Consider the following 21,826-nt stretch of genomic DNA (forward strand, 5'->3'; position numbering starts at 1 on the left):
AAAGGAGGGGCTATATGCGTATTCTCCATACGGCCGACTGGCATTTAGGGCGGACGCTGGAAGGGCGGAGCAGAATCGAGGAACAACAGCAATTTATGGACGAGCTCGTTCAAATCGCGGAAAGCGAGAAAGCGGATGTCATACTCATGGCAGGGGATGTTTATGATACGGTCAATCCGCCGGCCGTGGCTGAACAATTGTTTTATGAAACGATGGCGCGCCTCTCTGACAAAGGGAAACGCCCGATCATTGCGATTAGCGGAAATCACGATCATCCGGATCGCTTAGCCGCATCGAGTCCGCTTGCAAATGACTCAAGGATTACACTTGTCGGGTTGCCGGAAAACAGAATGTATTCCTTCAAAATAGAACAGACGGACGAAATGCTTAATGTTTGCGCGCTTCCATATCCATCAGAGTCGCGCTTAAAGGAACTATTGTCAGAATCAGAAGAGGAGATGGCGCTGCGAAATGAATACGATCGATGGGTTGGAGCGTATTTTGAAAGAATCGCGAAACAGTTTGATCCATCTCATGTTAATGTGGCGATGAGCCATTTGTATGTCGCTGGAAGTAAAGAAAGTGATTCGGAACGTCCGATTCATATCGGAGGCGCTTATACGGTAGCGGCTGAAACATTGCCCGCCGCTGCCCAATATGTGGCGCTCGGCCATTTGCATCGCCCGCAACAGGTAAGGCGGGCAAAGACAATGGCCCGGTATTCAGGTTCGCCGCTCTGTTACAGTTTCTCAGAAGCTGGCCAGACGAAATCGGTAACAATGGTTGATGTACAACCAGGGAAGGAAGCGGCTATAACGGAAATTCCTTTATCAAGCGGCAGGCCGCTTGTCACATGGACGGCAAAAGGCGGCCTTCAGGAAGTCCATCGCCTCCTCGATGAAGGCATGTACTCGAATGCCTGGATCGATCTTTCCATTCATGTAAAAGATGCGCTATCGATCGAAGAAATTCAGCGTCTTCGCAAAGCGCATTCAGGGATCATCCATATAAAACCGGTCTTTGAAGAACAGTTGATTCAAGAAGGAGCAACAACATCATCGAAGCTCCCGATTGATGAGTTATTTAAGGAATTTTACAGAAGGCAAACGGGCGGGGCAAGCCCGGATGATTCCCTTTTGTCTCTTTTTCTTGAACTCATTGAGGAAAATGAGGAAGAAGGGAGTGATGCGATGTGAGACCGATCATGCTAAAAGTTTCCGGCTTGCAAAGCTTTCGGAAGGAGCAAACGATCGATTTTGAAAACTTAACAAAAGGCGGTGTGTTCGGGATTTTTGGGCCGACCGGTAGCGGGAAGTCTTCCATTTTGGATGCGATCACTCTCGCTCTTTACGGAAAAGTAGAAAGGGCTGCAAACGGCACGCAGGGAATTATGAATCATGGAGAGGACAAGCTTTCCGTCGCTTTTACATTTGAGCTCGGAAGCGATTCGAAAAAGATTCGCTACCGGGTGGAACGAAGCTTTAAACGGACAGGCAGCCTGACCATTCGTACTGCCACATGCCGGCTGCTTGAAATCGCAAATGGCGAAACTGTAGTCCATGCGGATAAAGAACGCGAAGTTACACAGCAAATTCAATCAATCCTTGGACTGACGCTGGACGACTTTACACGGGCGGTTGTTTTACCCCAGGGAAAATTCGCCGAATTTTTGTCTTTAAAAGGGGCGGAACGAAGGCAAATGCTTCAGCGCATTTTTCAGCTCGAACAATACGGGGACAGCCTTGGCAAAAAACTGAAACGGCGGCTTGATGAAACGAAAGGAAAGCTTGAAGCGATAGCCGCTGAACAGGCGGGATTAGGAGAGGCGTCGCTTGAGGCGCTCAAGAGAGCGAAAGAAGCATATGATATAACCGCAGACCATGTTGAAAAGAAGAAAGAAGAACTGCTTCACTTAGACAAAACCTATGAGGAACATAAAATCATTTTCGAAGCCCAGCTTGAATTGGAAAATGTAAAAGCGAAGTTAGCGATGCTCGAAAAAAACCGAAAATCGATTGAAGAAATCGGACGGAAACTTGAATATGCCCGAATGGCCGATAAGCTGAAACCGTACGGTGATGAACTGAACGACGCTTTAAACTTGCTTTCTGTCTATAAAGAAAAAGTAAGCAAGTTAAAGGATGAGACGAGCTTAGCGAAGAGCAAGCTCGATGAGGCCATCACGTCTGAAGCAAGGGCAAGACGCGAAAAGGAACAAGAAGAACCTGACCTCATTGTCAGAAGAGAACAATTGAACCAGGCGAAAGAGCTGGCAAATCAGCTTGTTGTAAAAAAGGACAAAGCAAAACTTCTTTATAAATCGATCCAGGAAGGCGAGAACGTACAGAAGGCGATTTCAAGCCGTCTTGAAAAAACGACCGGCGTCCTGGAAAAAGCGAAAGCGAAACAAACCGCTTTAAAAGACGAATTAGGAAAAGTGACCATAGCTTCTCTTGTAAGGGAAAAACTATCATCCGCCTATGATGAGTCGGTCGCTTTAACAAATTTGCGGTCCAATAAAGAAGACGCTCTAAAAGAGTATGAAGAAAAAGCAAGACGGTTCGCTGAAGCCTCGAGAAAAAAAGATTCGCTTGAAGCAGCGAAACTGGAAATGACAGAACATATTCAGAAAGTAATGAATAAAACGCTTGCCCTTTATCATGAAGTTTGCGAAACAGAGGTAGAGCGTGAGTTTATCAATACGTCTCTTCAACACTATTATGAAGAACTAAAGCGCGAGCATGAAAAAGAACAAGTGAGGCGAATTGCGCTATCGCTCTCAAACGAGCTGAGAGAAGGGGAACCGTGCCCGGTTTGCGGCTCTACCGATCATCATGGCCCGCAAGGAAATGTGCCGGTTCATCGAGAAGTAGACGATGAAATGGAGCAGGCAACTGGCTTGCAGGAACAATTAGCCGATCAAAAATATGAAGTAAGCCAGCTGAAAATTCATCTAGAACGACTATCCGATGATCTTTATACGCTCATCGAAATTACGCCTGAAACCGCAGCGGCCCAAAGCACAAATTCTCAAGCGCCGGTCATGGAAATAAAAGAGTTAGAGAAACTGAAAGAACGTGTAAATGGACTGCATCTAAAGGTGAAAGGTTACAATCAAGACCGCATTCAGTTAACCGAACAGGTAAAAGCAGTACAAACAACCTTTGCAAACGTGAAGAATGAATATTCGATTCTACTTTCCCATCTCGATTCGTTAGAACTTGATAAAGAAACAGCGAAAAGGAAGTTTCATATGCTCGAAGAAGAATGGGAAAAAAAGCGGGATGAATGGAACGAAAAATACCCCGAATATCAGCTAGAATCAATCAAAACAGAGCGGGAACGTTTGAAAAAAATGGACGAGAGGCGTGAAGAAATTGAAAAAAGTCTGCAAATCGCCGTCCAATTTATCGAGCAAGAGGAAAAAAAACTCGTTTCCTTAAATGAAGAGTTAAATAAAAATGAACGTGAAATGATCCGTTTACAAACGGACTACAACAATGTTTTAAGAGATGTAAAGGAACAGGATATTCGGTTAAAAGAAATGGTAGGCGAGTCTGACCTTGATGACTTGCTGGCAAGCACGAGGCAAAAGCTAGCATTATTAACGAAGCGTGTTCAGCAAACGGAAGAAGACCGAAGGAAAGCCGAGGCTTACTTTATTGCGAAAGATAAAGAATACCACTCCGCACATGACTTGCTCGAAGAAACGAAAAAACGCTCTTTAAAGGCAGAGCAATTATGGAAAGCGAAAAGCGGGCAATCTCCATTTACATCAGTTGAAGACATGATGGCCCATTTAAGCAAAGAAGAAGTGCAGCTGAAATGGCAAAAGGAAATCGAAGAATTTCAGGAAAAATTGAACCAATGGACGATTGAAAAAGAAAAGTTAGTATCGGTCGTAAAAGATAAACTAATTTCGGCCGCTGAATGGGAACAACTACGAGCGGAACGGGAGCAGGCGAAGGCGGAAGCAAATAGACTCATCCAGCAACTGGGAGAAGCCAAACAGTTTTATGAATCTGTAAAAGCTAACCACCAGAGGTATAAGGCGCTTGAAGAAAAACGAAAAGAAGTGGAACGTTTAGCTGAAAATCTTGGAAAGCTACAAACGGTTTTTCGTGGAAATAGCTTCGTAGAATTTGTCGCTGAAGAACAGTTAATCCAGGTCAGCAAAGATGCCTCTAACCGGCTCGGTCAATTAACGCGCGGCAGGTATGCGATCGAAGTCGATTCAGCAAATGGATTCATTATTCGCGATGACGCAAACGGAGGAGTGAGGCGACCGGTATCCTCTCTCTCCGGCGGAGAAACATTTCTTACATCACTCGCCCTTGCCTTATCATTATCGGCCCAAATTCAATTGCGTGGAAAATATCCGCTAGAATTTTTCTTTTTGGACGAAGGATTCGGAACGCTCGATCAAGAACTGCTTGACACGGTTGTAACGGCACTTGAAAAGTTACGCATTGACTCCTTCTCCGTCGGTGTCATTTCCCACGTCCCTGAGCTGCAGGCAAGGCTGACGCGAAGGCTAATCGTCCGGCCGGCAGATCTGGCAGGCGCAGGGAGCTCTGTCAAGCTTGAGATTCTATAAGAGGTTGTTCAAAAAGTACGGGAAACATTGCAGGCGAATTTCTGCGTTCCTCATGTATTAAAAGGACCTATCACCTGTGTCTACGAGCATTGCTCTAAAAGTAGGCTTCCCCGGTGCAACCCGCAGTGAATCAGCGTCGAAAATCGCTCGTCGTTCCGGGGCTCGGAGACTGCCCTTCCTTGAACGTCTTGGCCCTGTTTGTCCTCCTTTTTGAACATGTACTATAAGAAAAAAGTGATGCGATCATTATGCATCACTTTTTTCTATATTAAACCGTTATTCATTTATGATAGTATGGAAGAAAGAAGGGGAATTAGTAGAAAAAGAAAAAAGATAAAGCTCAAGAAAACTTTCCCGGAGCTTTCGCCATTGTGGAGGGATTGGGATGACAGGCGAAATCAGATTTATGAAGGGGATCCTTCAACCATCAACCTATTTTGAGTTTTTCAGGCAAGTGACGGCCGTGAAAGGGTTTTTATTGCAATTTACAGTATTGCTCGCGGTGAATGCAGTCGTTACAGGCATCGCGTACTACATAAGCTTTGAATCTTTTTTACAGTTGCCTATGATGGAGCATGTCAAGATAACAAATGGACAAAAAGACGCATTGCATTTATTTCTGGCGTTAGGCGGAACGATTGTCGGCTTTTTATTGCCAATTTTCTATATAACGGCCATAACACTTCTCTTTCTTTTCTTTTTTCGAGAAATCGGATTTAAAAAGCTGTTTTATATTCAATCAGTCGTCTACTCTATTTTTATCGTTGCAAATGTCTTTAAATTGCCTTTTATGGCGGTCACAAAAACAAATGAGGTCATGTCGCCACTTGGACTCGGTATTCTTTCGCATTTTTTTACTGAGAATGCGTTTATCAATGCATTGTTCGGATCATTGACTATTTTTCTTATATGGGGAATCTATGTGACATATATCGCATTAAGGTGGATGAGCTTTAAATCGAAACGTTATGTTTTAACTGTTCTTTTTACAATTTATGGTGGGTATGTGCTCATTTCCTCACTCTTTGCAGCGCTATCCAATGGGCAAATTTCTTAATCTCGGGGGTACGTTATGACTAGAAAATGGAAATGGATAGGAATTGGAGCCATTTGTGTTCTTTTACTCTCGATCAATTTCTGGATGACAACAAAAGACAAGACCGCAGCCGTTGAAGCGAATCGCATAAAAGCGATACAAGTAATGAAAAAACCGATAAGGAAAGAAATAAAAACGACAGGCTGGGTCATTCCAGCGGAAAATGAATCGATCTATTATGAACCGCAGCGGGGGCTTTTGAAGGAAATTCTCGTGAAGCCAGGCGACAAAGTTACTGCCGGAGCCTCCCTCGTTGCCTACACGAATCCTGATCTCGAACAGAAAATAGAGAAACTTAAAGAGCAAAATGAAGAGAGCAAAGTGAAAGAAAAATATTATAAAGATATGCAGGCAAATCTTAATTTGGATCAAAATGGATCCATTTCGGGAGACAAAAAGGAAAAAGATAAGAAAGATGAGCTGCTTTTGAAGCAAAAGAAAACGGAAGCGGAAATGAAAGAAGAGTTGGCGCGGACAAAATCAGAGCAACTTGAAAGCCAAATCTCGCTCCTTGAAAAGAAAAAAGAAGAACTTACGGTGAAAAGCAAGGTCGGGGGTGTCGTTAAACGCGTTAATTACCCGGCCGGCAGCCGTTCGGACAGGCCGCTAGTTGAAATCATTTCCGAATCCTATCAAGTAAAAGGAGCATTATCCGAGGAAGAGGCTTTGTTTGTCCAAAATGGCCAAAAAGTAATCATCACTTCACCACTTGGCGACAATTTAAATGAAAAAGGGACGGTTGCATCGATTTTGCCACCTGAACAAAAAAAGGCCAGCATGATCTACCCGTTTTACATCCAGCTAGATCAAACAAAGAAAGCGGACATTAAGAACGGGCAGCGCCTTCAGTTGACAATGGATGTGACGGTTAGAGAAGGGGCGCTCGTTGTGCCTGAAAAAGCGATTTTGAAAGAAGGCGGGAAATCGTATGTGCTGGCTCTAAATAATGGATATGTAGATAAACGAAATGTGACGACGGGGTTAAAAGAAGGGAAGTTCGTCGAATTAAAGACGGGTGTCAAAGTAGGGGAAAAGATCGTCGAGAGCCCGACGAAGTATATGCGCGAAAACACCCCGGTTAAAGAAAATGAAAGCAAGAAGAAAACAACAAAGCCGAAAAAAGATGCCCGAAACAATCAACCGCAGCCCGATAAGTGAGCTGCGGTTTCCTTTATTTAAGCGGATAAATTGGTATTAAGCTTCTTTAATGGCACGGAATAATGATAGGCTTCATGCTTTTTCGGATGATAGTAAAAAATCGACAAAACAGGAGTTCTTACTAATTCGCCTGTATTGACATAGTGATCGAGATCAAAAGGAACAGAGTTGATAATCGTATGCTTGATTAAATCTTTTTCGGCCAGCCCGTTTTCTTTAAACGCCTCCGATACAATTTCCGGCGCATCTGCCAGCACTTTTCGATAGGCTGCAACTTCTTCTTTTGAAAGTGATTCGCTCCACCACGATTTATTCGGCTTATGTTTTTGCCGGATAAAATAATCATATTTCATCAAATTCTCCACAATATCCATTTGACTTATGCCGCGGTTGATTAAAAACTTGCGTAAACGGGTAAATAAATCTTCAAGTTGATGACCGATGCGGGACCATCCATTTCTTTCCCAGAAAGCGCCGAATTCCTGGAAAAAGTCAAAAGGTGAGTCGAATACATGCTTGATTAAATATTGGATCGTGGCATCCATGCGATGGTCATTCCAATATTTCTCAAGGACATCTTCGACTTGTTTAATTTTAATGATATCGTCAAAGCTTAACACATTATTTCCTAAAATTTCATATGGCGAATGATCCATATACACGTAATCGTGGCGGTCGGCAGTTAAGCGCAATCCCGTTCCGCGCAGCATTTTTAAGAATCCGAGCTGGACTTCTTCGACACCAAAAGCGAAAACATCATTGAACGTCTTCTTAAAGGATTGATAATCTTCTTCCGGCAGTCCGGCAATTAGATCTAAATGCTGGGCGATTTTTCCACCTTTCTTGACGGTTAAAACGGTTCGTGAGAGTTTTTTAAAATTTTGCCTGCGTTGGACAAGTTCGTTCACATGATCGTTGGTCGATTGTACACCAATTTCAAAACGGAACAATCCTTTCGGCGCATGCTCATTTAAATAAGCGATGACTTCCGGGCGCATTATGTCAGCCGTAATTTCGAATTGAAAAACAACGCCGGGGCGGCGGTTTTCGATTAAAAATTGAAACATTTCAAGGGCATAATCTCGTCTTATATTAAACGTACGGTCAACAAACTTAATCGTTTTCGCCCCATTGTCCATTAAAAAGATAAGGTCTTCCTTCACTTTTTGAATGTCGAAGTAACGAACGCCGACTTCGATGGACGAAAGGCAAAATGCGCACGAATAGGGACAGCCTCTGGACGTCTCAAAATACGTCACTCGCTTCGATAATTGCTTGACGTCTTCTTCGAAGCGGAATGGGCTTGGAACGGTTTTTAAATCGAGCTTTTCGCGCGGGGGATTAATGATCGCCTCCCCTTCTTTGCGCCATGCTAAACCGTTGACTTCTTCGTAACGCCGCTTGCCAAAATGCTCGGTTAAAAAATGCTTAAAGGTCATTTCGCCTTCATTCACAACTATGAAGTCTACCTCAGGTATGCGCTTAAGCCAATAGGCAACATCATACGACACTTCCGGGCCACCGAGGACAATTGTTAATTCGGGCTGGATTTTTTTCAACATTTGAATCACTTTAATCGTTTCTTCAATATTCCAAATGTAACAGCTGAAGCCGATGACATCCGCGCGTTTCGAATACAGGTCGGTGACGATGTTAATGGCTGGATCTTTAATCGTATATTCCGCCATTTTAACATCGAACTCAGGAGCGCTATAGGCTTTTAAATATCGGAGTGCAAGACATGTATGAATATATTTCGCATTGAATGTGCTCACTACAATGTTCATTTCGATCCCTCAAATCTATGTTAGTAAAAAAAGTGGACATATTATTTTAGCACATCAAGAGCCTTTTATAAAAATGCATGTACATTTTTTGACGAATCGTTTTATCGAAAGGTATCATGGGAATAAGAAGGAGAAGGGCAGGGTGATTTATTTTGGAACGATTGAATAGTCAAGACATTGAAAAACAATTAAACAAGCATCAAGATTGGAAGTTAACCGGCGGAAAATGGCTTGTGAAAGAGTATCGTTTTGAAGAATACTTAAAAGGCATTCAATTTGCCGAGGAAATCGGCCAACTTTCTGAATCATTCAACCATCATCCCGTCATAACGATTGATTATAAGCGTGTGACGATTAAATTGACGACGAAGGATGTAAGCGGCCTTACTGAATTGGATTTTAAAATGGCCAAACTTTATGATGAAGCGTTTAAGAAACTTTAATGTGTATAGTGGGAGGGAGAAGATGAGATTTGTAACGGCTAGTTTAGGCGGCGAGAGATTTATCGGTATGATGGACGAAGGTGTAAAAAAAGTGTATAACCTCTCGCTTGCTGCCAGTGAAATGAAAATCGGCTATCCGGAAAGTTTGCTGGAAGGGATTGAACGCGGAGAAGACTTTCTTCATGCTACGAACGTATTGTTGGAAAAGTTAAGAAGCGGTGACCCTCATCGTTTTACATACGATATTAGCCACCCGGATCTTTGTCTTCTTGCACCGATTCCTTCCCCAAGAAAAAATATTTTATGTGTTGGTAAAAATTACAAAGACCATGCGATTGAAATGGGGAGCATAGACGATATTCCGAAACATATTATGATGTTTACGAAGGCGCCGACAACCGTTATCGGCCATCAGGAACGAATACTCGCACATTCTGATGTGACAAGTGAGTTGGATTACGAAGGGGAACTGGCGGTCGTCATCGGGAAGAGAGGAATTGGAATCCCGGCTGAGGAAGCATATGATTATGTGTTCGGCTATACGATCATTAATGATGTGACGGCACGTGACCTTCAGGCGCGCCATAAACAATTTTTCCTCGGAAAAAGCCTCGATTCAAGCTGTCCTATGGGTCCGTATCTTGTCCATCGATCTGCCATTCAAAACCCGGAGTCACTCGCTATAGAAACAAAAGTTAACGGTGAAATTCGCCAGCGGGCAAATACGAAAGATTTCATTTTCTCGATCCCTGAAATCATCTCTACCATTTCAAAAGGAATGACATTAGAGCCAGGCGACATTATCGCAACCGGAACCCCGGCAGGAGTCGGTAAAGGATTCAATCCGCCCAAATTTTTGAAAACGGGAGATTTGATTGAAATTACGGTTGAAGGAATTGGGACCCTACGTAATGAAGTATACTAATGATGTTTCGAATACCGAAAAGCGGCAAATGGTAGAGAAATAAGGATATACATCATAAGGGAGGGCTAACACATGGATAAAGTTCTTTTTATTAACGGCGAATGGACAGGCCACGAGCTTGACAAGATGGAAGTACATAACCCTGCAACTGGTGAACGAATTGGAACGGTGGCAAAGGCAGGCACGAAAGAAACGGTGGCGGCAATCGAAGCGGCCCACCGCGCTTTTCCTTCCTGGTCAAAATTAACCGCCTATGATCGTGCGGAGTATTTGATGAAGCTTTATGATTTAATGATGGAGGAAAAAGAAGAAATCGCCAAACTCATGACACTCGAAATGGGAAAGCCGTTGAAAGAGTCGCGCGGTGAAGTCGATTATGCTGCTTCCTTCATTAGATGGTATGCCGAAGAAGCAAAACGGATATATGGCAGGACAATCCCGGCAAGCGCGCAAAATAAAAGGCTGCAAGTCATCAAGCAGCCTGTTGGCGTTGTTGCGGCAATTACGCCATGGAATTTTCCGGCCGCGATGATTACAAGAAAGATGGCTCCGGCACTGGCTGCAGGATGCACGTTCATCGTTAAGCCGCCGGAAGATACGCCGTTATCCGCCGTCAAGCTCGTTGAATTAAGTGAAAAGGCGGGATTCCCTAAAGGTGTCATCAATCTTGTGACAGGTGACCCGAAAGAAATTGCCGGAGAACTGATGGAAAATGAAAAAGTCCGCAAAATGACGTTTACAGGATCAACTGTCGTAGGAAAGTTATTAATTGAACAAAGCGCAAAAACGGTCAAAAAAGTTTCGATGGAGCTCGGCGGCCACGCACCTGCTATCGTTCTCGATGATGCCGATCTTGAAAAAGCAGTCGAGGGAATCGTTGCTTCGAAATTTCGAAATGCGGGCCAAACTTGCATTTGTGTGAACAGGGTTTATGCCCATGAACAGATTTATGAACGATTCGTCGATATGCTCGTTGAAAAAACAAGCAAGCTAAAAGTCGGCAACGGAATGGAAGATGGGGTCGACATCGGTCCGATCATCAATAAAGATGGCTATGAAAAAATTGTCAAACAAGTTGAGGATGCTGAAAAGAACGGAGCGAAAATCGTGCTTGGCGGAAAAGGCATTGAAAAAGGAAACGCCTATTTCTATGAACCGACGGTCATTAAAGACGTCACACAGGACATGCTCATTATGAATGAGGAAACGTTCGGGCCGGTTGTCCCCGTCCATAAAATCTCATCGGATGAAGAAGGGATCCAGCTTTCGAATTCCAGCCCATTCGGCTTAGCTGCTTACGTGTTTACCGAAAGTTTGACGCGCGGGACGAGAGTTGTTGAAGGGCTTGAATACGGGATTGTCGGTTGGAATGACGGAATGCCATCAACCGCTCAAGGGCCTTTTGGCGGCATGAAAGAAAGCGGAATCGGCCGCGAAGGAGGAACAGAGGGGATGGAGGCGTACCTCGAAACGAAATTTGTCAGCATCGGCATTTAAAACGAGTTTTACTTAAGAGAGGGGAATACACATGGACCTAGGCTTAACAAATAAAGCAGTGCTAGTCCTTGCATCCAGCAAGGGGCTTGGGAAAGCGACGGCGATGAAATTTGCCGAAGAAGGCGCCAGGGTCATGATTACAGGCCGGGATGGGGAAACGTTAAAAGCGACGGCGAAAGAAATCAAAGAAAAAACCGGAAGCCGCATTGAATATGAAGTATGTGACATCACCAAAAAAGAAGATATCAAAAACCTTGTTCAAAAAACAGTTGACGCCTTCGGAAACGTCGATGTGTTAATTAATAATGCGGGCGGACCGCCGGCAGGGACTTTCGATGACTTTGGCGATGAAGAGTGGGAATATGCCTTCCAACTTACATTGCAAAGCATGATCCGCGCGGTGAGGGAAGTGTTGCCGCATATGCGGAAAAACGGAGGAGGACGGATTGTCAACATCGCATCGTCTTCATTTAAGCAACCAATTGACGGCTTGATTTTATCCAATACATTTCGTACGGCAATTATGGGATTGGCGAAAAGTTTGTCCCAGGAGCTGGCGAAAGATCAAATTTTAATTAATACAATCGGTCCTGGCAGAATCGGAACCGATCGAATTAAGGAATTGGATCAGGTGATTGCCGGGAAAAAAGGGATAAGTGTAGAGGACGTAAAGAACGAACTGGAACAAACGATCCCGCTTGGCCGTTACGGAACGCCGGAAGAGTTTGCCCGTGTTATCGTTTTCTTAGGCTCCGAGGCCAATACGTATGTGACCGGACAGGCTTTTTTGATCGACGGCGGGATGGTTAAAGCTTTTTAACACTAAAAAACGAAGCGAATACCGCTTCGTTTTTTTGTTCTTATGGAATCCGATTATGCTGATAGAACTTTCTTAATACGTTCAATTGCCCAGTTCAGATCTTCTTCAGAAATAATAAGAGGCGGGGCGAAACGAATGACGTTTTCGTGTGTTTCCTTACAAAGCAAGCCTTTTTCCTTTAAACGTTCACAATATGGACGGGCTGCCTCGTTTAGTTCAACCCCGATAAATAAGCCGCGGCCGCGCACTTCCTTAATGGCAGGATTATTGATCTCTTTCAGTCTTTCAAGGAAGTATTCTCCTAATTGAAGAGAGCGATCGGCAAGCTTTTCATCGATCAACACATCCAGTGAAGCAACCGAGACGGCACAGGCTAAAGGGTTTCCGCCAAATGTCGAACCGTGCGAACCAGGATTAAAGACCCCTAAAATATCTTTATTTGCAGCGACGCACGAAATCGGCATTACTCCGCCGCCGAGCGCCTTGCCAAGTATATAGACATCCGGGACGACTTCTTCCCAATCACAGGCAAACATTTTACCTGATCGGGCAAGCCCTGATTGAATTTCGTCCGCGACAAACAATACGTTGTTTTCTTTGCAATAGTCATAAGCTGCCTTTAAAAAGCCTGTTGGCGGGATAACGATTCCTGCCTCGCCTTGAATGGGTTCAATAATAATAGCTGCCGTATTTGCTGTCATTGCGTTTTTTAAGGCATCCAGATCGCCATACGGCACTTGCTTAATTCCAGGGAGCATCGGGCCAAATCCGCGCTGGTACTCAGGGTCAGACGACATCGACACAGCCGTCATCGTCCGGCCGTGAAAGTTTCCTTCAAAAACGATAACTTCCGCCTGGTTTGCGGGGATTCCCTTCACCTCATAACCCCACCGCCTGACCGCTTTAAAGGCCGTCTCAACCGCTTCGGCTCCAGTATTCATTGGAAGAACCATGTCTTTTTTCGTTAATTGGCACACTTTTTCGTAAAAATCTCCGAGCTGGTCATTATGAAAGGCGCGGCTCGTCAACGTAATCCGATCAGCCTGCTCTTTTAATGCAGCAATGATTTTCGGGTGGCGGTGCCCCTGGTTGACAGCCGAATAGGCGCTTAACATATCCATATATCTGTTCCCTTCAGGATCCGTCACCCAGACCCCTTCACCTGTAGAAATAACGATTGGCAATGGATGATAGTTTTTTGCGCCGAATTCTTCCGTTTTCGAAATAATGGCTTCCGTTTTTTTCATGCTTCACACTCCCATTTAAGATTTTTCAACCTTTATTAGTATGCCAAGGTAAAGAAATTTTTTACAAAAAATGAGCTTTCGAAAATGCTGCGATTTCGTGATATAGTAGAATTGAGATTTTTATACATACGCAGGAGGAAAAAAATGCTTCAATTGCATGTTGCTACATGGGCGCTGTCCCTCATTCTTTTTGTCATCACCTATTTTTTATATAAAAGAGGGATTCCGAAAGCTTCGAACATCGCCCATATGATTTTAAGAGTAATCTACATATTGGTCATCGCCTCAGGCGTGATTCTTATTGTGAAGTGGGTGACAACACCTGGAGTTGTCAATACAGGTCCAATTTATGTGAAAGCGATTCTTGGCCTGATTGTCGTTTCGTTAATGGAAATGATCATCATTCGAACTCAAAAAAGGGATTCGAAGATTCGATACTGGGTGTTATTTTTTCTCTCAATCCTTCTCGTCTTTTATTATGGTTATTTCATCATTTATTAAATTGAAGCCGTCTTTTTAAAAGACGGCTATTTTTATTAACAAATTCTGCATTGGTGACGATATAAAGGTAAAAATGTTTTTTACAATTGAGGTGTATGATGGAAACGAAAAATAGAGAGCAAATGTATAAATTACTATTTGAACAACATCCAGACTTAATTTTTTCGCTCGATTTTTCAGGACAAATTACAAGTGTCAATCAAGCCCTTTCAAAGGCCCTTGGATATGGGATCGATGAAGTTATTCATACAAATATCATAAATTATATTGCTTGCGAATATAAAAATGATGTCGAGTTGCTGATCAAAGAAACGTTTGATGGCAAAAGCGGGCAGAGTCCTGCTAAGATGATTCACAAAAGCGGGGAAACATTTGATTTTTGTTTAATAACGATCCCGATCATCATTGATGAAAATGTAATAGGCATATATTTTATTAGCAAAAACATAACGAGGCAAAGGGAATATGAGAAAAAAATCACCCAATTGGCTTGCTATGATCCATTGACGGGCCTGCCCAATCGCATATCGTTTGAAAAAAGGCTTTCAAAAGCGATTGAAAAAGCAATGGGAAGCAAAGAAAAGCTCGCTGTTATTTTTATCGATATCGATCAATTTAAATGGATTAATGAAAGTCTCGGACATCAAATCGGGGATCAAATTTTACAATTTTTATCAAACCGGCTTCTAGAAGGAATTGGCGGAAGGGGGACTCTTTGCCGTTTTACCGGTGACGAGTTCACTCTTATCGTTGAAAATGTTTCGGACATTCAAGAGATTAGCGAACTTGTCACAAATTTTACAAAGTCGTTGAAAACGCCTTATTTATTTAACGGGCAAGAGTTTTTAATGACAGCATCGATCGGAATCAGCATGTACCCTGAAGATGGGGCGGCGGTAGAAACGTTAATTAAAAATGCCGATATCGCCCTTCACCGGGCAAAACAACGTGGAAGAGACGGATTAGAATTTTATGAAGGTGAAATGAATGATTTCATCGTTAAACGAATTGAAATGGAGCGTGATTTGCGAAAAGCGATTCCAAAAAATGAATTGGAATTGTTCTACCAGCCGCAAGTGTTTCTTGATGACGGATCACTGATTGCGTTTGAAGCGCTCGTCCGCTGGAACCATCCGAAGCTCGGACTAGTATCTCCTGCACAATTTATCCCGCTTGCGGAAGAAACGGGTTTAATTGAACCGATCGGAAAATGGGTATTATATACAGCTTGTAACCAATTAAAAAAATGGAATAAATTAGGCGTGACAAACATTTCTATTTCAGTCAATGTATCAGGCCGGCAATTTCAAAACAGGGAATTCGTCTATCAAGTAAGGGACGCCATATTGCGAACAGGGATTGAACCGCAATACTTGCATCTTGAATTAACGGAAAGCATTATGATCGAAAACGTTCAATACAGCCTGGCGATTATGAAGGAATTAAAGCTGTTGGGAGTAAAGCTTTCTGTTGATGACTTTGGAACGGGATATAGTTCCCTTAGCTATTTGAAGGATTTCCCGATCGATATATTAAAAATTGATCGCTCGTTTATTCGGAATCTATCATCTGCAAGCTTCGATTCATCCGATGCATCAATCGTCCAGGCGATCATTACGATGTGCAAAGGCCTATCCGTCATTCCGCTTGCAGAAGGAATCGAAAAAGAAGATCAAATGAACCTTCTGCGGCAATACGGCTGTGAGCTTGCACAAGGGTACTTGATCAGCAAGCCTGTGCCAAGTCGGGAAGCGGAACTGTTATTTCCCATAGCGAAATAGGAAAACCGAAGTCGGATGAAATCCACTTCGGTTTTTCTTCTTTGACAATTTCGATTTTTAGATATACCATTATTCATTAGAATTTATGGACTTTTATTGATAGGATGTGGCATGGTTGAAACAGTTTGAACAAGCGGACGTATTAAATCAGCTTCCTGATCAATTTTTTGCAAAACTTGTTCAGAAAGTTGCGAGAATAATCGAACAAGGGCATGATGTCATTAATCTCGGGCAAGGAAATCCGGACCAGCCGACGCCGGCGCATATTGTTGCCGCATTGCAAGAAGCGGCGGTAAATCCGGCCTATCATAAATACCCCCCTTTTACCGGCTATGATTTTTTAAAGGAAGCAGTGGCATCCTTTTATAAACGCGAATATGGAGTGGAAATTGATCCGAAAAGAGAAGTCGCCATCCTGTTTGGCGGAAAAGTTGGACTCGTCGAAATTTCTCAATGTTTTTTAAATCCAGGGGACATCGCACTCGTTCCTGATCCGGGCTATCCGGATTATTGGTCAGGGATTGCGATGGCAAGAGCGGAAATGGCCATGATGCCTCTAAAAGAAGAAAATCAATTTTTGCCTGATTACAACGAAATCGAAAAAGACGTATTAGACAAAGCAAAATTAATGTTTTTAAACTATCCGAACAACCCGACGGCGGCGGTTGCGACGAAAGAATTTTTCGAGGAAACGATTCATCTCGCTAAAGAAAATGATATTCTTGTCGTTCACGATTTTGCCTATGGGGCAATTGGTTTTGACGGAAAAAAACCGGTCAGCTTCCTCGAAATTCAGGGGGCAAAAGAGGTTGGCATCGAAATTTACACATTGAGTAAAACGTATAACATGGCGGGCTGGCGTGTCGGTTTTGCGGTCGGAAACGAAAGCGTCATTAAGAGCATCAATCTCATTCAAGACCATTTTTATGTCAGCTTGTTTGGCGCCGTACAGGAAGCGGCGGCAACTGCGTTGTTAGGACCGCAGGATTGCGTCACGGAGCTCGTCGCAACATATGAAAGCCGCAGAAACGCTTTTATCCACCGCTTGAATGAAGTCGGTTGGAAGGTTGAAGCACCAAAAGGGTCCTTCTTTTGCTGGCTGCCTGTTCCGGATGGGTATACTTCGGAAAGCTTTGCCGACTTGCTATTGGAAAAAGCCCATGTCGTCGTCGCACCGGGAATTGGGTTTGGGAAAAGTGGAGAAGGATATGTCCGCGTCGGTCTTTTATGCGGCGAAGATCGTTTAGTTGAAGCGGCCAATCGGATGGCAAAGCTTAACCTTTTTTAAAAAAATAATTGACAGATCATGATTTGCCTGTCATAATCACTAGTAAAATTAATATTCAAACAATTTGTAATTTCTCTTATCAAGAGCAGGTGGAGGGACTGGCCCGATGAAACCCGGCAACCGACTCACTTTCGTTGGTGTTCAAACGTCGATAATGGCTTTTTGAACGCCACCAGGTGAAAACGGTGCTAATTCTTGCAGCGTTAAGCTGAGAGATGAGAGGAAGCGGTGAGATTGTCTATTGAATGCCTCTTCCTTATGGGAAGAGGCATTTTTAATTTAGCCAGCCAAAGGATCACGAGCCTTTGAAGACTGATTGATACAGGGAGTGGAGTACATGAGTGTTGTAACAGCAACGTATCTTGTTCACGATAAAGGAACCCATTTAGAAAAAAAAGCAGAAAGCATCGCGCTTGGTTTAACGGTTGGGACGTGGACGGATTTGCCGGAATTGGAAAAGGAGCAGCTAAAGAACCATAAAGGCCGGGTTGTAGAGGTAACAGAACTTTCCGAAGATGAGAAAGTAAACGCCTATTTTGGAGAGAAGCGATCGAGAGGGCTCCTCAAAATTGCTTATCCGGCCGCAAATTTTTCTTCCGACTTGCCGGCCATTTTGACGACTGTCTTTGGCAAGTTATCGTTAGACGGAGAAGTAAAATTGGTTGACCTTGATTTTTCTGAAGAGCTTTTAAGCGCATTTCCAGGCCCATCTTATGGAATTGACGGGATACGAAAGGTGCTAGGGGTTCATGGCCGCCCGCTTTTAATGAGTATTTTTAAAGGAATGATCGGCCGTGACCTCACGTTTTTCAAAAAGCAACTAAAAGAGCAGGCGCTGGGCGGCGTCGACCTTGTGAAAGATGATGAAATTTTATTTGACAATCCGCTCACTTCCTTTGACGAACGAATTAAAGCGGCAGTTGAAGTCTTAAAAGAGACGGAAGAAATAACGGGGGAGAAGACATTGTATGCCGTGAACTTGACAGGCCGTACATATGAATTGAAAGATAAAGCAAAACGGGCCGTAGAGCTCGGGGCAAGCGCGCTTTTGTTTAACGTGTTTACATATGGCCTTGACGTATTGCAATCGCTCGCCGAAGATCCGGATATCACCATCCCAATTATGGCCCATCCCTCATTTTCCGGAGCGATGACCCCTTCAAAGGTGTATGGCATCGCAAACCCGCTCCTTCTTGGGAAAGCCCTGAGGGTGGTCGGTGCTGATTTTTCCCTTTTCCCTTCGCCATATGGCAGTGTGGCGCTGAAGAAAGAAGAGGCCCTTGGCATTGCGGAGGAATTAACAACGGACGAGATAAAGGTGAAGCGTTCGTTCCCGGTTCCATCAGCAGGCATTCACCCGGGCCTTACGCCGCAGCTCATTCAAGACTTTGGAATCGACAGTGTGATCAATGCAGGCGGTGGGATTCACGGACATCCCGGCGGCGCATCAGAAGGAGGAAAAGCCTTCAGGGATGCGATTGACGGAATCTTAAGGGATGAGAGCTTAGAAGAAACGGCCGCGAACAGCGAGTCCTTACGAGCCGCACTTAACCTGTGGGGAGGGGCAGTGAAGGCATGAAGAAGACCGGAGTCATTTTTTGCGATTTTGACGGCACAGTGACTGAAAATGATAACATCATTGCGATTATGAAACAATTTGCCCCGTTAGGATGGGAGAACATTAAAGAGCAAATTCTCGGGCAACAAATATCCATTCGTGAAGGTGTCGGAAAGCTTTTTTCCCTCCTGCCATCAAGCAAAAAAGATGAGATTACCGAATTTGTCCTTTCGCAGGCGAAAGTAAGAGACGGTTTTCATGCATTTGTAGACTATACAAAAGAACAGGGCATCCCGCTTTATATCGTCAGCGGAGGCATTGATTTTTTTGTTTATCCGCTGCTTCAAGGAGTTATACCTGAAGATCATATTTATTGTAATGGCAGCGATTTTACAGGAGAGTCAGTCCGGATCCTCTGGCCACACGCATGTGACGATGCATGCGGCAATGATTGCGGTTGCTGCAAACCGACAATTCTTCGAAGGTTTGATTCAAGCAAGTACCATAAAATCGTGATTGGCGACTCCATTACCGATTTACAGGCGGCGAAACAGGCAGATGAGGTGTTTGCCCGTGATTTCTTAATTGAAAAATGTGAGGAAAATAACATCTCCTATACGCCGTTTGAAACGTTCTATGAAATTATCGATCAATTAAGCAAAAGGAGGGTAACCTATGAGCATTTTTGAAGAACGCTGGCTGGAGCTGGCTGACATTAAAGACGAGCTGGCGGCCCGCGATTGGTTCCCGGGGACAAGCGGCAACTTATCGATAAAAGTCGGCGACCATCCATTGACGTTTCTAGTGACGGCAAGCGGGAAAGATAAGCGGAAACGGACGGATGATGACTTCTTGCTTGTAGACGGTGACGGAAAGCCAGTAGAAGCTACCGATTTAAAAGCTTCAGCTGAAACAGGTATTCATTGTGAAGTATACAAGTTAACCGATGCAGGATGCTGCCTTCATGTTCATACGATCGACAATAACGTCATTTCTGAACTTTACGCAAAAGTTGGAAAGATTACATTTAAAGGGCAAGAATTGATCAAAGCGTTTGGCATTTGGGAAGAAGATGGGGAAATTTCGATACCGATTGTTGAAAACTACGCCGATTTAAACGTGCTGGCCAAAGAAGTCGCAAACCGCATTACACCTGAAACAAAAGCGGTTCTTATTCGAAACCATGGGATAACGGTATGGGGGAAAAACGGCTTTGAAGCGAAAAAACATTTAGAAGCTTTCGAGTTTTTATTCTCGTATCATTTAAAAATAAAGCAATTGTTTCAAGCGGAAATTGCCCCATCTTATCAAAATAAATTGATTAACCTTTAGGAGGAATGAATAATGGCACAATTGCGGTTCCATGATAATAATGAAAGAGTGGAAAAAGCGGAAGAAGTCGTTCAATATTTAGAGGGCCATGGCGTTATCTATGAAAAATGGGATATTGAAAAACTGCCAAAACATCTTCAAGAAAACTACGCTTTAACAGAAGAAGATAAAGAGGAAATTCTTCAAGTATTCCGCCAAGAAATTGCTGACATTTCAGAAAGAAGAGGGTATTTAACAGCGGATGTGATCTCGCTTTCTCCAAATACACCTAATCTTGAGGACTTATTGAAAAACTTTATTCAAGAACACCACCACTCTGATGATGAAGTCCGATTTATCGTTAGCGGACACGGGATTTTTGCCATAGAAGGAACAGACGGGCGTTTCTTCGATGTTGAGCTTGAACCGGGAGATTTAATTTCCGTACCCGAAAACTACAGGCATTATTTCACGTTAATGGATGATCGTAAGGTCGTTGCCGTCCGAATTTTTAAAACAAAAGAAGGCTGGGTGCCGATTTACGAAAAAGAAGAAGTTAAACAATAAACGAGAGGGGATCCCCCTCTCGTTTATTGTTTAATGCATAATTTTTTGTTCAATGTTTTGCTCTTTTCGCAGCTTCCATAGGCGATACGTATGGAGAACAACGACTTTTAAGACGGCATAGACAGGGACGGCAAGAATTAACCCAAGCACCCCGCCAATGCTGCCTGCAACGAGCAAAATGGAAATGATCGTCAGTGGATGAATGTTCAACTGTTTGCCCATCACTTGCGGAGAAATGAGATTTCCTTCGATTTGTTGCGCGATCACCATAACAATTAATACTTTTACAATCATGAACGGCGAATCAATGATTGCAACGATAATGGCTGGTGTAATTGCGATGATCGGCCCAAGAAAAGGGATGACATTCGTAAACATGGCGACGATTGCAAGGATGAGAGAATAATCAATCCCGATAATTAAATAACCGATATAAAGCATAACCCCGACACAAAAGCTGACAAAAATTTGCCCCTGAATATAAGAACTGAGCGCGCGGTCCAAATCGGCTAAAATTTGCTTTCCATTCGTTTGCTGGGAACGAGGCAAGAGGCGAAGCACCATTTGCGGCGCCTTTTCGCCTTCTTTTAACATGTAATATAAAATGAACGGAACTGTTACGAAGATCATAACGACATTTGTAATAATGCTAATAAAATTTAGGATATTTGTACTAATGATAGATACGCCGGTAGATAAGTAGGCTGTTATTTTATTTGAGATTTTCTCCAAATTCAACTGGTGGCTTTCTTGAAAACGGCTTACCCAGTGGCTATTTTGCAATTCAATTACCTTTTCGCGGATTGTATTGATGAGAGCGGGCATGTTTTCAATTAAGCTGTTTACCTGTTTTTGCAAAATGGGGCCAATGAGATAAATAACGAATGTCAAGAGTCCAATTGCAACTAAATAGATGAGAAGAATAGAAAGTGTTTTTGGAACTTTTCTCGCATAAAGAAAGTGGACGACAGGGCGAAATAAATAGTACAAAACGCCTCCGAGCAAAAACGGAAAAAAGAGCGTTTGTACTAAAGCGACGACGGGTTGAAAAAGAAAGTCAATTTTAGTTCCAACCCAAATAATAAGAAAGATTAATAGAATACCATAACCGAATCGAAAGAGTTTGGATTGAGGCATTGCTGTTTTGTCACCTGCATTTCTTAAATTTCCTTCTATTATACATGATCGTAGAAGTTTTGTAGATGCACTTTTAGAAGCCTGGTGCATAAATTGATTACTGGGCATTTATG

Annotated in this window: 18 protein-coding genes and 1 riboswitch; of the genes, 15 read left to right on the forward strand and 3 right to left on the reverse strand. The window is 43.3% G+C overall.

Features of this window, described 5'->3' with window-relative positions; all coding sequences use genetic code 11:
• The first annotated feature begins 14 nt into the window (after positions 1-14).
• The 4 genes from WD019_RS00080 to WD019_RS00095 all read left to right on the forward strand — a co-directional run bounded on the left by WD019_RS00080 (position 15) and on the right by WD019_RS00095 (position 6,851).
• Complete coding sequence (locus WD019_RS00080) at positions 15-1,196, forward strand: exonuclease SbcCD subunit D (RefSeq protein ID WP_026676169.1); 1,182 nt, start codon at positions 15-17, stop codon at positions 1,194-1,196.
• The gene (locus WD019_RS00085) at positions 1,193-4,597 is read left to right on the forward strand and encodes an SbcC/MukB-like Walker B domain-containing protein (RefSeq protein WP_425710314.1); all 3,405 of its coding nucleotides are present in this window, start codon (positions 1,193-1,195) and stop codon (positions 4,595-4,597) included. Before WD019_RS00080 ends, WD019_RS00085 begins: the two co-directional genes overlap by 4 nt.
• A 385-nt stretch (positions 4,598-4,982) precedes the next feature.
• Complete coding sequence (locus WD019_RS00090; RefSeq protein ID WP_425710315.1) at positions 4,983-5,654, forward strand: hypothetical protein; 672 nt, start codon at positions 4,983-4,985, stop codon at positions 5,652-5,654.
• Positions 5,655-5,669: 15 nt separating this feature from the next.
• The gene (locus WD019_RS00095) at positions 5,670-6,851 is read left to right on the forward strand and encodes an efflux RND transporter periplasmic adaptor subunit (RefSeq protein WP_425710316.1); all 1,182 of its coding nucleotides are present in this window, start codon (positions 5,670-5,672) and stop codon (positions 6,849-6,851) included.
• 17 nt (positions 6,852-6,868) lie between these two features.
• Here WD019_RS00095 and WD019_RS00100 read toward each other — a convergent pair whose 3' ends face one another.
• A complete protein-coding gene (locus WD019_RS00100; RefSeq protein ID WP_425710317.1) occupies positions 6,869-8,638 on the reverse strand; it encodes a B12-binding domain-containing radical SAM protein in 1,770 nt (589 codons plus the stop codon).
• Between the two features lie 152 nt (positions 8,639-8,790).
• Here WD019_RS00100 and WD019_RS00105 point away from each other — a divergent pair, with 152 nt between their 5' ends.
• From WD019_RS00105 to WD019_RS00120, 4 genes are all read left to right on the forward strand, one after another.
• Positions 8,791-9,081 carry a 4a-hydroxytetrahydrobiopterin dehydratase gene (locus WD019_RS00105; RefSeq protein ID WP_026676164.1) on the forward strand — a complete coding sequence of 97 codons (291 nt, stop codon included), beginning with the start codon at positions 8,791-8,793 and terminating at the stop codon, positions 9,079-9,081.
• A gap of 22 nt (positions 9,082-9,103) precedes the next feature.
• Positions 9,104-10,006 carry a fumarylacetoacetate hydrolase family protein gene (locus WD019_RS00110; protein ID WP_026676163.1) on the forward strand — a complete coding sequence of 301 codons (903 nt, stop codon included), beginning with the start codon at positions 9,104-9,106 and terminating at the stop codon, positions 10,004-10,006.
• 72 nt (positions 10,007-10,078) lie between these two features.
• A complete protein-coding gene (locus WD019_RS00115) occupies positions 10,079-11,503 on the forward strand; it encodes an NAD-dependent succinate-semialdehyde dehydrogenase (protein ID WP_026676162.1) in 1,425 nt (474 codons plus the stop codon).
• Positions 11,504-11,534: 31 nt separating this feature from the next.
• Positions 11,535-12,323, forward strand: coding sequence for an SDR family oxidoreductase (locus WD019_RS00120; protein WP_425710318.1), 789 nt, complete (start codon positions 11,535-11,537; stop codon positions 12,321-12,323).
• A 53-nt stretch (positions 12,324-12,376) separates the two neighbouring features.
• Here WD019_RS00120 and WD019_RS00125 read toward each other — a convergent pair whose 3' ends face one another.
• A complete protein-coding gene (locus tag WD019_RS00125; protein ID WP_425710319.1) occupies positions 12,377-13,570 on the reverse strand; it encodes an ornithine--oxo-acid transaminase in 1,194 nt (397 codons plus the stop codon).
• A gap of 144 nt (positions 13,571-13,714) precedes the next feature.
• Between WD019_RS00125 and WD019_RS00130 the strand changes: the two genes are divergently transcribed.
• The 7 genes from WD019_RS00130 to WD019_RS00160 all read left to right on the forward strand — a co-directional run bounded on the left by WD019_RS00130 (position 13,715) and on the right by WD019_RS00160 (position 20,576).
• Positions 13,715-14,071 (forward strand): YisL family protein, encoded by a 357-nt coding sequence (locus WD019_RS00130; protein ID WP_425710320.1) that lies wholly within the window; start codon positions 13,715-13,717, stop codon positions 14,069-14,071.
• A 95-nt stretch (positions 14,072-14,166) separates the two neighbouring features.
• Positions 14,167-15,852, forward strand: coding sequence for an EAL domain-containing protein (locus WD019_RS00135; RefSeq protein ID WP_425710321.1), 1,686 nt, complete (start codon positions 14,167-14,169; stop codon positions 15,850-15,852).
• A 115-nt stretch (positions 15,853-15,967) separates the two neighbouring features.
• Positions 15,968-17,140 carry a pyridoxal phosphate-dependent aminotransferase gene (locus WD019_RS00140; RefSeq protein ID WP_425710322.1) on the forward strand — a complete coding sequence of 391 codons (1,173 nt, stop codon included), beginning with the start codon at positions 15,968-15,970 and terminating at the stop codon, positions 17,138-17,140.
• A gap of 73 nt (positions 17,141-17,213) precedes the next feature.
• Positions 17,214-17,362, forward strand: a riboswitch (SAM riboswitch).
• 115 nt (positions 17,363-17,477) lie between these two features.
• Positions 17,478-18,719, forward strand: coding sequence for a 2,3-diketo-5-methylthiopentyl-1-phosphate enolase (locus tag WD019_RS00145; RefSeq protein ID WP_425710323.1), 1,242 nt, complete (start codon positions 17,478-17,480; stop codon positions 18,717-18,719).
• Entirely contained in the window at positions 18,716-19,387 is a 672-nt protein-coding gene (locus WD019_RS00150) for a 2-hydroxy-3-keto-5-methylthiopentenyl-1-phosphate phosphatase (RefSeq protein WP_425710324.1), read from the forward strand. Before WD019_RS00145 ends, WD019_RS00150 begins: the two co-directional genes overlap by 4 nt.
• Entirely contained in the window at positions 19,374-20,030 is a 657-nt protein-coding gene (locus tag WD019_RS00155; protein ID WP_425710325.1) for a methylthioribulose 1-phosphate dehydratase, read from the forward strand. Before WD019_RS00150 ends, WD019_RS00155 begins: the two co-directional genes overlap by 14 nt.
• 12 nt (positions 20,031-20,042) lie before the next feature.
• The gene (locus WD019_RS00160) at positions 20,043-20,576 is read left to right on the forward strand and encodes a 1,2-dihydroxy-3-keto-5-methylthiopentene dioxygenase (protein WP_026676154.1); all 534 of its coding nucleotides are present in this window, start codon (positions 20,043-20,045) and stop codon (positions 20,574-20,576) included.
• A 30-nt stretch (positions 20,577-20,606) separates the two neighbouring features.
• Here the strand turns inward: WD019_RS00160 and WD019_RS00165 are convergent, their stop codons facing one another.
• Positions 20,607-21,713, reverse strand: a complete 1,107-nt coding sequence (locus WD019_RS00165; protein ID WP_026676153.1) for an AI-2E family transporter — start codon at positions 21,711-21,713, stop codon at positions 20,607-20,609.
• Positions 21,714-21,826 lie beyond the last annotated feature (113 nt).

Source organism: Fictibacillus sp. Mic-4 (genome assembly GCF_049843615.1).
Classification (GTDB): Bacteria; Bacillota; Bacilli; order Bacillales; family Fictibacillaceae; genus Fictibacillus_A; species Fictibacillus_A gelatini.